Here is an 11,594-nt window from a genome sequence, read left to right as displayed (position 1 = left end):
GAAACGTACATGTATTATTATAATTATTGTCGACCATTTAAAAAACTAAACTGCCAAACTCCAATTGAATTCAGAGTAATGGCAGCCTAGGTGTTTTATTGAGTCTTATTTAACTGTGTCACTCCAATAAGGGAGAGAGGGTTTTTTGTTATTGTTCTTGTTTATTTTGATTCGGTTCATTGCTCTCGTTTTGGACCATCTCGGTTTCATCCAGGTAGCGTAGTAAGTCACCATAGATGATTGAATCAGACATCTCCAATTCCTCTTGAGCCTTCTCGAATCCTTCATTACAAAGGTCAGCTTCTAGCTCTTCCCCTGTCTCACGATCATAACAAGTGCCTTGAATACCAACATATTCTTCGCTGGCAAAGTTACCATCACGTGTGATCATCAATTGACGACGATCTTTATCAAGAAGATCGTGTCCGAATTGAATCGGATTATCATCTTGAATTCCCAACAAGTTCGTCAATGTTGGACGAAGATCGACTTGACCACCAACGGTATGGTTTTTCTCAGCGTCAATTCCTTTTCCGTAAATCAACATTGGAACACGTTGCAATTGGAACTGCTCAAACTCATTGATTTCTTTATCTAAATACTCGCCCATTGCTTTTTGGTGGTTTTCAGATATTCCGAAGTGATCACCATAAATGACGAGAATGGTATCATCATAAAGCTCTGAGTTCTTGAAGTCTTCAACAAATTTCTTCAAGGCTTCATCCTGATAACGAATGGTTTGGAAATAACGGTTCAATGTACCACTGCCCGTCTCACCTTCTTCAATGAACTTTTGTTCTTCAGGAAGTGTGAATGGATAGTGGTTCGTCAACGTAATCATCTTCGAGTAGAATGGTTTATCCATTTCTTTCATCATGTTCAATGAATCCTCAAAGAAATATTCATCCAAGTAACCCCAACCATGAGATTTTTCTGGAGTTACTGTGTAATCTTCTTTGGAAAAATATTCGTCATAGCCAAGAGAATCATACATCACATTACGGTTCCAGAATGTTTTATCATTCGCGTGCATGGAGTTGGTAAAATAGCCATTCTCTCCGAGTAAACTTGGAAGTCCTTCATACTCATTCGATGAATGAGTGAAGAATACAGCGCCACGGTTCAATGGATACATGGAGTTTGCAAGCAAAAATTCAGAGTCTGACGTACGTCCCTGTTTCACTTGATGATAGAAATTATCAAAGTAGATGCCTTCTTCTTTCAGGTCATTGAAATAAGGAGTCAATTCTTCGCCGTGCAAAGTATTGTCGACAACGAATGTCTGTGTACTTTCAAGAGAAAGCATAATCACATTTTTACCTTCTGCGACACCTTCTAAACGGTCACTGTCTTCGGATTTATTTTCATTTAAGTAGTTGATGACCGGTACAAGTTCGTTACTGTCCGCGAGTGTTTTCTTCATCTCGGTCTTCCCTTGCAACACCACATCATAGACATGGTAATTGATAACCCCGATATATTTAACGAGCATGTTACGGTCGAACGTACGCTCTAGAAGATCCGTACGCTCCTGTTCTGCCCACTGTAAGTTGATCATGAACAAAGGAATAGCCACGATGGCAAGAACGATTCCTTCTCTGCGCTTCGGCTTGAAGACCTGGAAGCGTGAAGGTTTCAAATAGAATAATAGAAAAGCCGCAATGAGAACATCTACAAACAGCAAAGCATCAACAGGACTCATAATCGTCGTGATACTGCCTCCGAGGTCAGCGAGGTTCGCCACCTGGTTTAACATCGGGATCGTAATAAAATCATTGTATTCTCTATAAAAGAGAACATTTACGTATAAAAGAATAGAACCTAAGATATAGGAAACGAACATTCCCCGACGTCCGGCAAGCAAGATCCCCAAGCCGAAGATGAGAAAAATACTGCTGAGTGGATTAAATGCCAGAATGTTTGCTTCATTCGAATTTTCCACATTCAGTGAAAAAATGCTTGTCTGTATATAGTTCATTTTCAACCAGAAAAGTCCGATAACAAATAGGTAGACTAGTAGTTTTAAACCAGTTTTTTTATTGATATATTTATTGTTTGTAAACATTGTAAAACCTCCGTTAATTTTACATTACCCTATTCTACCTCATCTCAAATCTTTTTTGTACCATCTTATAGATAGTTTAAAAACTCTGACACATTTGCACCGTTTATATCAATGATTGGTTAGAAAAAAATGAAGCTCAATACCTATACTTGCACCCATTTTCCTATATAAGGAAAAATAATATAAATCTCCTAACGCAGGTCGCAGGTTTTATGTTAACTTATATGTATAATAGGTTAACAAAAAGGAGTGTTGAGAATGACACCATAAAGTAAAAAATTGAGATTCATTGTAAACGGGGCTTTGTTTGCCGCACTGACCGCAATTATGGCCCAAATTGAAATCCCACTTCCTATTGTGCCAATTAGTGGACAAACCTTAGCCGTTGGGCTCACAGCTACTATTCTAGGAAGCAGACAAGGAGCTGTTGCGATGGTTGGCTATGCAGCTTTAGGGGCTGTTGGACTTCCTGTATTCGCAGGATTCAGTGGCGGAGCTCAAGTTTTGGCAGGGCCGACCGGGGGGTACATATTCGGTTTCATTTTAACAGCTTTCATCACCGGTTATATCTTAGAGAAGACGTCTTTCAACTTACCCATGGCGATTGTTGCAAATGTAACAGGTATGATCATTACTTTAATATGTGGAACAATTCAGTTGAAGTTTGTCCTCGATATGACATGGGGGCAGGCCCTTGCCGCCGGCGTCTACCCGTTTATCGCTGTCGGACTCATTAAAGCATTTCTTGCGAGCTGGATTGGCATCATCGTCAGAAAACGACTGATTCAGGCAAGATATATTAAAGAAGATCCCCAACCAGTGGCCTCGTAATCTCATATTTCCTGGGAAATGAGAAGAACGCCGTGATTGATCACGACGTTCTTTTTTCATTCTTCCGTTTGTAAGTCTACGATAATGGTACTAACAATAATGAATAGAGGAATGCAAGCGACTGTAAACGCAAATGCGAATGACATGGTTTTCCCTCCTCTCTTACCAGGTTTGGAACCTTCCTGAACCCGGCGGCGCGTGTTGGATGAGATCTGCTAAAGGAATCGTGTAGGCAACAGCGATGAGTACAAAAGCGATGCCGATCCAAATCTTCCAATTTTCTAGAAATTTCGGGGTAGCAGAAGCATCACTAGATGCGATCGGAAAAGATTCTACTTGATGAACGTCGGCCTTAGGCGCTATCCACCACAGTTGAATGACAATGAATATCAGTAATGAGGCCGACAGAAAGAGAATAGAGCCACCGACAGCCATCGTCACATGATTGGACAAAATACCATCAAACCACGCAAGTGCATCATCATGCGCATAACCTGTATAGGCGGTACGTCTAGGTGCTCCCATCAACCCCAATACATGCTGGGCCGTACTCATGAGAAGCATTCCCACCGACCATGAAATGATTTGAATAAAGGCGAGCTTTTGTAGAGCCTTTGTAAACCTTCTTCCGGTCAAGTAAGGGATCAACCAAAACGTTAAACCGAAGAAAGTCATCGCTACTGGTGTCCCCACCGTAATATGAAAGTGCCCTACGACCCACAGTGTGTTGTGGATCACTTCATTCATTTGGAAGCTTGCATTGATGATTCCACCGGCTCCTCCAGGGATGAAGAAAGCCATGGCGATAAAGATAGAAGTAAATCGAACATCCTTCCATGGCAGCTTACGGAACCAACCAAACAAACCTTTCCCTCCAAGTTCCCTGCCCCGCAACTCGAATGTTGCAAACATAGAGAAGGCTGTCATCAGAGATGGAATGATGACCATAAACGTCAACACGGTTTGTAGAAACTTCCAGAAGCTTGCAATCCCCGGCTCTGTCAACTGATGGTGAAAACCGACAGGGATCGAGAAAAGAATAAATAGGACGAAAGACAACCTGACAAGTGAATCACTGAAAACTTTTGTTCCAAGAATTTTCGGTACGATTACATACCAGGCCATATATGCCGGCAATAACCAGAAGTACACAAGCGGGTGACCGAAATACCAGAACAAAGAACGGCTCAATTCTACGTTAATTCCGTCTACCATGCCGAATGCCCACGGAATGAATTGAAACAGAACAGCTGCCACAACCCCAAGACAGGCGATGACCCACAAGATAATCGTAGCCACCGTCATGAAAGCAAATAACGGACTGAGCTGTCCTTTATTCTGTTTTCTCCACACCCGGTAGTGACCGATTAAAGCAAATCCCTGAATCCATGTACCGATCACAAATAAGGCGAGGCCTACATAAAACAGGCCGTGAGCCTGTAAAGGAGCATAAAAGGTATAAAGGACAGAAGCCTGGCCTCCGATCACCATGATGACGACCAAAAGGGTTCCTAAAGAGGTAACAATAAAACCGATCCAATTCCATAGAAGGACTTTAGGACCGAACGACCCAAGCGCGCGACTCATCCCCGCCTGGAAAAAGGCAAAAATGAAAAATGTCGTGAAGACGATAGCGAGCAAAAGCCCGTGAGCCGTTAACACTTGGTAATAATCCAACCATCCGGGTAATGTAAGAGCATCATTCCTTATGAAGACCTGAAGCAGACCACAAAGGGTCCCTATTAAAAATGCTGCATAAGCAAAACCTAAGTTCGCGAGAGCAAGTTTCCTTTCTCCCTTTGCTATTTGTCCGATTATCATTGTTCAATCACCTCGATTTCTGTACTCATAAAATGGTGGCCGGACCCACAATATTCATTACAAATGACAAGGTACGTACCAGGTTCTTGGAATGTATGCTTTTTATGGTTGATCTCCCCTGGCACGACCATCATGTTCACGTTTGTTCCTACGACGGAAAAGCTGTGAACGACATCTGAACTTGTAACCGTAAACATGATCTCTTTACCAGCAGGTACTTGAACCTTTCCAGGATCGTACCCAAAAGCTTTTCCCACCATAACTACTTCATAGGTGCCATCCTCTTTTTCATGTACTCCCGGTTGATCGAAGGGTGCCGTTTCAGAAACCTTATCGGGATCGATCTTCATATGTCCTCCCGAAGGTGTATGTCCCTGATGGAAGGCACTGACGCCAACCACAGATAAAAAGATAATCAATGCCATGATTCCAAAAATAAGCCAAATTTTTTCGTATTTGTGTAAATGCATGCCCTTCCCCTCCTATAACCTCTGGATATATAAAAAGTAAACGCTCACCCACATGAATATTATGATGGCCCCAACGGCCAGAACACTCACAAGCGTCCCCTTAAGGTCTGTTTGATCTTCGTGTTTTTTCATAACCATTCCGCCCCCTATCCCCTTCATTTGATCTACTTTTATTGTATCGAGCACAGTGAAATTAAAATATTGGGGAATCCCCTCATCTTAAAAAGTGAAATCCCCTATTCCATTAATCAGCACAATAAAATCGCACAACCACCTCATTGCACAAACGCTCCCGATTGTGGAAGACTTAGTTTCGAGACATTTGTTGAGTGGATGGGGCTGCGAGGAATAGCTCACTTTCCGCGGGAGCGCGGTGAGACTCCTCGAGCTCCGCTCTGCGGGGTCTCACCATGCACTTTTTTCCCACAGGAGTCTCGCCATTCCCCTCCGCCCCTTTGCCATATCAGTCTCTCGAAACCATTCCCACAAACAGCGGAGTTTCCAAGTTCTGTCAAAATGCAGAAGTCTGTGGAATCCCCATTGAAGTGCTGTTACAGCTCGCTATGTGACTACTGCACAAAAGGAAGATGGAAGACGCTTCTCCTAAGTATAGGAGGTCGTTTATATATCTTTTGAATGGGGTAGTTGGGAAGCTGCGAGACTCCCGCGGGAATGGTTGTCGTCATCCCCGCAGGAAAGCGAGTAGCTTCCCAGCAACCCCTGACCCCCAACACAGCAACGAACCCCGGAAACACCTCGAAACTGAGTTTTCAACAATCCTGCCATATTGGTGAATGAATTTTCATAAAAAAAGAAGCCTGATCAGAATCAGACTTCTAGGGGGATCTTCACTTTGATTGTGGTGCCTTTGTTTTCGGCTGATGTGATGGAGAGTGAACCACCAACGGCACGGGCCCTTTCTTCCATGCTGAACAATCCTACACCTTTATTGTTGCGACCAACGGAGAACCCGTTTCCTTTATCGGATATCTCAATAAAAAGACCGCTTTCTCCCTCTTTTATCAGAACATTCGCTGCCTCTACATCTGCGTATTTCCTTACATTAGTCAACGCTTCCTGGATGATTCGGTAAATGCTTGTTTCTACATCAGGAGACAAGCGGCAGCGGATCTCTGATTGAAACGTTACATTCAATCCATAAGACTTCTCTAGACGATTGATAAACGAGCGTACGGCAGGCATCAGTCCGAGTTCATCTAACGCGGACGGTCTGAGTTCCCAGGACATATCCCTTACACTTTGAATCAAGTGGCTGATATCTGTGGTCATCTGGTCAATCAATGGGTGCGTATATTCTTTATCCAACCTTTGAACGGTTATAAGCAGGCTGTATAACTCCTGGCCAATGCCGTCATGCAGTTCTCTCGATACATGCTTCCGTTCATTTTCCTGTACATCGATGATCTTTGTCATCATATGTTGGAGCTCTTGTTCCACACGCTTTCGTTCCGTGATTTCATTTCGGATGGCTAAATATTGATAGGGCTTTCCGTTTTCATCTAGAAAAGGGACAATCGTTGTATCTACCCAATAAAAAGAGCCGTCTTTTGCTTTATTCCGGATTTCTCCTTTCCATACGTGGCCTGTGCCAATCGTACGCCACAGCTCCTTGAAAAATTCTTTTGAATGGTACCCGGAGTTTAAGATTCGGTGATCCTTACCAATTAATTCTTCCACGTCGTACTTCGATATTTCTGAGAATTTTTTGTTTACATATCTTATTCTTCCCCTCTTGTCCGTAAGAGCGACAATGGAAGACTCATCTAACGCATACTTGATATCAAGTAACTCTTTGAATGGTTCGTAACTTTCGCGATCAATGGTGCTTCTTTCTGCAAGGTTTTGAATCGTAATATAAAAGTAGCGCGTATCTGTGACCATCGAATCGTGAACAACTAAGAAAACCGGTGAAGGATTCTCCCCATCCGGCGTAATATAATGCTCCAAAAGAACGCCTTTTTCACAGCTATGTAAATCGTCGAGGGACAGGTGAAGAAACAAATCTTCCAGCCTTGCTTTCTCCCCCCTCCGTTGAAATAAATCCTCAGCTCGACCATTGAAGCACGTAACAACGCCATCTTCTCTTACTATCAAAAACCCTTCCCTGCGGCCGGGAAGGATAGGTGAGAGCGTTCCTTTATTCATTCCACCGCCTCCCTTTCTTGAAAATAAGTTTGAATATAAGATGCCAACCGGTCACACATTCCCTTGTCCGGTAAAGCATGAGATGAACGATAAGCGATGAAAAGAACAGCACCGAATAGAGAAGAAGTGGCGACCGGAAGCGCTACAAAGGCACTTATTTTTTCAGATAATACAATAGGATACTCTCTGAGCGGCAATGGTAATTCGGCAACATTTTCGCACCTGAAAGCTGTCCCTGTTTGTAAAACCCTGCCTGCTACCCCTTTTCCGTACATGACATTCATTCGCTTATACCGGTCATTCAGCGGGCGATCGGCATATGTCCACCTGACCCCCTTGGATGGGGGATGAAACTCCGCAATGGCAACTAAGGATGCATCTGTATCTGCAGCAACATTTGCACATAACTCTTCTAACGATCGCCTCACGCGTTCAACCCCTTTATAAAGAATATCCAAGTAACCCTTTCTTCCACGCATACTCCACCAATTCCGGCCGGGTTTTAAGCTGTAACTTTTCCATTACATGCGCTTTATGAGCTTCGACCGTTTTGACACTGATGACTAGTTTTTCGGCAATATCTTTGTTAGCAAATCCTTTCGCGACCAAGGCTAACACTTCCCGTTCCCTGTCCGTCAACAAACGATAAGAATCCGATGTCTTTCCGTTTTTCAATTTTTTCATATAGTCTTCCATCAACCGTTTCGTCGCTGATGGATACAAATATGCATCCCCTTCAGCTACTTGGCGGATGGCTTTTAATAGTTCTTCATGAGGAGCATTCTTTAATATGCAGCCGGATGCCCCAAGTTCTATCGCCCGAAACAAGTACTCTTCATCATCATGCATCGTTAGAATAAGGATGTGCGTATCAGGAAATTGTTTCTTTATTTCTGATGTTGCCGATAACCCATCTTTTCCGTGCGGCATGGACAAATCCATCAAAACGACGTTGGGACGCTTTTCCTCTACTTGAGCAAAAGCTTCATCCCCCTCTGAGGCTTCACCTGCAACTTCAAAATCACCCACTGCATTCAGGAGCATCTTCAATCCAGAACGGACGACAGCATGGTCATCAACGATCACGATGGAAATCACCCTCATACCCCCTCTTCTTTAAATAGATCCAGAACCACTGCCCTGATCTAGATTCAATTTTTAATTCCATACCTGTTCTTTTCTGTATAAAACGAAGAAAACCTTTTTCATCCACATCCATCTGTTCATGTGGGGAAAGGAATTGGAACGATACCGACTCTTCTTTTATATGGATGTCGATGGCATTGGTATCCGCCTTCTCAACGATTAAGAGAATGGTTTGTTGAACCATCCGGAATAAAATCCGTGAATCCATATAAAATGTTCCTCTTTCAGTTAAAAGCCTTACTGTTACGCCAAACCGGTTTTCTATTTCTTTACTAAATTGTTTTATGGCAGGTATCGCTCCCCTTTCAGCAAGGGACAGGGGGGTAGACTCATTCGATTTACTTCTCATATCATCAATAATATGAGTTAACAAAAGAGCAGATTTGGATGAACCTCCCTCCTGCTCCAATTGATGAAGCAGTCCTGTCAAAAGGTGACTGTACCTTTCATGAAGATCATAAGATAAATCATGTAACATGGTTTCATACATATGGATGATTTCACCCGCTGGAGTTTTCATTGTCTCTTTCATTCTTCTTCACCTCGACCACACGTAATCTTACTATCATCATACCTTCAAAAGGACAGAACGGATATTAGGGCATTCCCTGATTTTCACAGTCCTGTTCATAATTTTTCGGAACATGGGGAACGTAAGAATGGAGGTGGACAGACATGCAACCTTATTTATGTCCCAACTGTAAAACCAACCGCTCTCGATTTAATCTAATCGAACAGGAAGCGAAAGCTGTAAAAATGAATCCAAGAACAGGTGAACCCGATGAGAGTTACTCTTCAGAAAATATGGATCCTTTTCACATGGCCTACAAAGGGCCGCAAGTAAAAGTACAGTGCGGAGCATGTGGTTTAATTGAAGATGAAAAATCTTTTATCGCTTTCGCTGAGCATAATCGCTTAGACTGATCCTCTGTGATGAACCAGAGGGTCTTTTTTATGAAATCAATTCTTTCAGAGTCGAACGCCCAATCTTGAAAACAACAAGTGGAACCCCAAGTAAGAACAAAGGGTGATATACTCCCGCCCCAAGAAGAATTAAACCTGCCACCCTTCTCCACTCCTCACGGTAGAAATTTTCCTTTTGGACCATCATCAATCGTTCGTCAATGACCCGGGCAAGATCTACATAAACGAGTAAGATGATTGCGATCAATTGCATCCCAATAGCTACTAATGATTCCCCAAGAACGGTTTGGATACTGATAAATGATATGAAAACCGGTAGTAACCCGATATACGCCCATTTTAAATAGCTGTTTTTACAGCTTTCCTCTTCGATCGGGAGGGGATGGAAAACACCTTCCACATCTGAAAAGAGCCCTCCTGCTACTTCATGATAAACAACAATAGCAATGGGCAGCGTGAACATTAACATCCAATCGACCCTCATCGGAATGACAAGAATAATTAAACAAACCGTCGGGATCGTTTTCCAGACTACATCTGCGGACTTTTGAAGATAACCGGTCCATATCCGTCCATACAGGTGTTGGGCAGAATAATGACGCCCTCTCTTCTTTTTCCAAATCGACTTGGTAATCCCGAACCTTTTTGGCGGCTTAATATTCACCTCGGTGAAATAGCCGACTAACCACATGTTCCACACACGGGCATCATTGATATCGATAACCCTCCCCCAGTCCACCTCTTCTTTACGAATAAAACAAACTAAAACGATCACGGATAAGCCTAAGTAGAGGAGCAGGACAGGAAAACCAAGGAAAAATAATACTGAAAAAGCTGCGCTGAATAAAAAAACACTCATTTTATAAACAGAAGACATGGAAAACAGTTTCCACTGCATCCATAAAGACAATGGATAACTTATAAGGAGAAGCGATACCCATGTAACGGCTGACTCCCACGACATTAAGACAAGTGCAAATGGAAGAGGGACAACCATGATAATCAGGAGTTGAACGATGTACTTTTCTAAAAACAAATAGGTGAGCAGCCATTTTCTTGAGTGAGGCAAAAAACTAAGCTGGAGTTCTGAAGATGTAAAACGGAGACCGGGGTCTGTAAAAGAAGCAACAGACGCACTTATGATTGCCAATAAAGGAAGAAAAAAAGCGTAAGGAGCTATGAACGTCCCCCTTCCATCTAAAAGAGTGATTAACTGTTGCAGCCAGTCATAACCGATGAACAAGCAAAAGATGACGAACAATCCGCTATAAAAAACCATGACGGGATCAACAACCATATGGTAAGTCTGTTTATAAAGGTCGAACTTTTTCTTCCTTCTTTTCTTTCTCAGCCATTTATATACCGAATATGTCGTCATAGGCTCCATCATGTCGACCTTCTTTCCAATTCGTGAAATTCTGACACATCCCCTGAGGAAGCGACTTCACCCTCGACGAGCATGACGTAGCGATTCGCAAGTTCTGAAACCTTCTCGAGTTGATGGGTGGTCAATACGATACATGCCCCCTGCACTTTTTTCCTTATTAACTCTTCCTCAAGGAAACGTCCTGCATACACATCCAGTCCCATGAACGGTTCATCAATGAATAAAACAGGGACATCAGGAATGAGAGCACAAATCGTCTGGACTTTCTGCCGCATCCCTTTAGATAAAGCTTCCGGATATTCGTCCAGCTTATCCTTCAATTCAAACCCTTGGGTATAGGTTTGTACTCGGCTTTCAAAAACATCCTCAGGAACAGAATAACTCTTCTGATAAAGTTTAAAGTGGTGGTAGACCGTTAATTCGTTGAACAAAAGTGGCTCTTCCGGTATATATGTAAAATTCCTTTTATACGATTTATATTGCGCGTCCTGATCATTTCCAGCAATAGATAAAGTTCCAGTGATTTTTTCCCTTGAGCCGATCATTGTTTTCATCAGCGTGGACTTTCCAGCCCCATTATGACCAACCAATGCCATGATTTCATTTCTTTTCACATGAAAACTAATATCCCTCAAGATTCTTTCTTTTTGGATATCGACATTGCAATTCTTGACCTCCAATACCACTTCCATTCCAACACCTCCATTTATTTGATTTATATACGAGTATAGGCAGTGGATCGTTTCAATTTTTATCCAAATCAAATTGTTGGTATGTGAAATTT

At 42.6% G+C, this 11,594-nt stretch carries 12 protein-coding genes; 2 read left to right on the top strand and 10 right to left on the bottom strand.

Features of this window, described 5'->3' with window-relative positions:
- Window positions 1-148: 148 nt before the first annotated feature.
- On the bottom strand, window positions 149-2,065 hold the full coding sequence (locus tag GLV98_RS15280) for an LTA synthase family protein (RefSeq protein ID WP_160916762.1): 1,917 nt from the start codon (window positions 2,063-2,065) through the stop codon (window positions 149-151).
- A gap of 327 nt (window positions 2,066-2,392) precedes the next feature.
- Between GLV98_RS15280 and GLV98_RS15275 the strand changes: the two genes are divergently transcribed.
- Window positions 2,393-2,896: a biotin transporter BioY gene (locus GLV98_RS15275; RefSeq protein ID WP_160916778.1), complete on the top strand. Its 504-nt coding sequence runs from the start codon at window positions 2,393-2,395 to the stop codon at window positions 2,894-2,896.
- A 162-nt stretch (window positions 2,897-3,058) separates the two neighbouring features.
- Here GLV98_RS15275 and GLV98_RS15270 read toward each other — a convergent pair whose 3' ends face one another.
- The 7 genes from GLV98_RS15270 to GLV98_RS15240 form a co-directional block, all read right to left on the bottom strand.
- Window positions 3,059-4,717, bottom strand: a complete 1,659-nt coding sequence (locus GLV98_RS15270) for a b(o/a)3-type cytochrome-c oxidase subunit 1 (protein ID WP_160916760.1) — start codon at window positions 4,715-4,717, stop codon at window positions 3,059-3,061.
- Complete coding sequence (locus tag GLV98_RS15265) at window positions 4,714-5,187, bottom strand: cytochrome c oxidase subunit II (RefSeq protein WP_160916758.1); 474 nt, start codon at window positions 5,185-5,187, stop codon at window positions 4,714-4,716. Before GLV98_RS15265 ends, GLV98_RS15270 begins: the two co-directional genes overlap by 4 nt.
- A 12-nt stretch (window positions 5,188-5,199) precedes the next feature.
- A complete protein-coding gene (locus GLV98_RS15260) occupies window positions 5,200-5,319 on the bottom strand; it encodes a cytochrome C oxidase subunit II (RefSeq protein WP_202410076.1) in 120 nt (39 codons plus the stop codon).
- A gap of 696 nt (window positions 5,320-6,015) precedes the next feature.
- Window positions 6,016-7,353, bottom strand: a complete 1,338-nt coding sequence (locus GLV98_RS15255; RefSeq protein ID WP_160916754.1) for a PAS domain-containing sensor histidine kinase — start codon at window positions 7,351-7,353, stop codon at window positions 6,016-6,018.
- Window positions 7,350-7,781, bottom strand: coding sequence for a hypothetical protein (locus GLV98_RS15250; RefSeq protein WP_160916752.1), 432 nt, complete (start codon window positions 7,779-7,781; stop codon window positions 7,350-7,352). Before GLV98_RS15250 ends, GLV98_RS15255 begins: the two co-directional genes overlap by 4 nt.
- 13 nt (window positions 7,782-7,794) lie before the next feature.
- Window positions 7,795-8,451, bottom strand: a complete 657-nt coding sequence (locus tag GLV98_RS15245; protein WP_160916750.1) for a response regulator — start codon at window positions 8,449-8,451, stop codon at window positions 7,795-7,797.
- Window positions 8,429-9,031: a hypothetical protein gene (locus tag GLV98_RS15240; RefSeq protein WP_160916748.1), complete on the bottom strand. Its 603-nt coding sequence runs from the start codon at window positions 9,029-9,031 to the stop codon at window positions 8,429-8,431. The genes GLV98_RS15245 and GLV98_RS15240 overlap by 23 nt, the downstream gene beginning before the upstream one ends.
- Window positions 9,032-9,174: 143 nt before the next feature.
- Between GLV98_RS15240 and GLV98_RS15235 the strand changes: the two genes are divergently transcribed.
- Window positions 9,175-9,423, top strand: a complete 249-nt coding sequence (locus GLV98_RS15235) for a DNA alkylation repair protein (RefSeq protein WP_089654664.1) — start codon at window positions 9,175-9,177, stop codon at window positions 9,421-9,423.
- 28 nt (window positions 9,424-9,451) lie between these two features.
- Here GLV98_RS15235 and GLV98_RS15230 read toward each other — a convergent pair whose 3' ends face one another.
- The gene (locus GLV98_RS15230; RefSeq protein WP_160916746.1) at window positions 9,452-10,813 is read right to left on the bottom strand and encodes a hypothetical protein; all 1,362 of its coding nucleotides are present in this window, start codon (window positions 10,811-10,813) and stop codon (window positions 9,452-9,454) included.
- Window positions 10,810-11,502: an ABC transporter ATP-binding protein gene (locus GLV98_RS15225; protein ID WP_160916743.1), complete on the bottom strand. Its 693-nt coding sequence runs from the start codon at window positions 11,500-11,502 to the stop codon at window positions 10,810-10,812. The genes GLV98_RS15230 and GLV98_RS15225 overlap by 4 nt, the downstream gene beginning before the upstream one ends.
- Window positions 11,503-11,594: the final 92 nt, after the last annotated feature.

Source organism: Halobacillus litoralis, from assembly GCF_009856415.1.
GTDB classification, from domain to species: domain Bacteria; phylum Bacillota; class Bacilli; order Bacillales; family Halobacillaceae; genus Halobacillus; species Halobacillus litoralis_C.
The sequence above is the reverse complement of the archived record's forward strand: the minus strand, read 5'-3'. Positions and strand labels throughout refer to the sequence as shown.

Excerpts from the sequence above, each read along its gene's own strand:
- GLV98_RS15280 (WP_160916762.1), bottom strand. The coding sequence starts at position 2,065 with ATGTTTACAAACAATAAATATATCAATAAAAAAACTGGTTTAAAACTA.
- GLV98_RS15275 (WP_160916778.1), top strand. The coding sequence starts at position 2,393 with ATGGCCCAAATTGAAATCCCACTTCCTATTGTGCCAATTAGTGGACAA.
- GLV98_RS15270 (WP_160916760.1), bottom strand. The coding sequence starts at position 4,717 with ATGATAATCGGACAAATAGCAAAGGGAGAAAGGAAACTTGCTCTCGCG.
- GLV98_RS15265 (WP_160916758.1), bottom strand. The coding sequence starts at position 5,187 with ATGCATTTACACAAATACGAAAAAATTTGGCTTATTTTTGGAATCATG.
- GLV98_RS15260 (WP_202410076.1), bottom strand. The coding sequence starts at position 5,319 with ATGAAAAAACACGAAGATCAAACAGACCTTAAGGGGACGCTTGTGAGT.
- GLV98_RS15255 (WP_160916754.1), bottom strand. The coding sequence starts at position 7,353 with ATGAATAAAGGAACGCTCTCACCTATCCTTCCCGGCCGCAGGGAAGGG.
- GLV98_RS15240 (WP_160916748.1), bottom strand. The coding sequence starts at position 9,031 with ATGAAAGAGACAATGAAAACTCCAGCGGGTGAAATCATCCATATGTAT.
- GLV98_RS15235 (WP_089654664.1), top strand. The coding sequence starts at position 9,175 with ATGCAACCTTATTTATGTCCCAACTGTAAAACCAACCGCTCTCGATTT.
- GLV98_RS15230 (WP_160916746.1), bottom strand. The coding sequence starts at position 10,813 with ATGATGGAGCCTATGACGACATATTCGGTATATAAATGGCTGAGAAAG.
- GLV98_RS15225 (WP_160916743.1), bottom strand. The coding sequence starts at position 11,502 with ATGGAAGTGGTATTGGAGGTCAAGAATTGCAATGTCGATATCCAAAAA.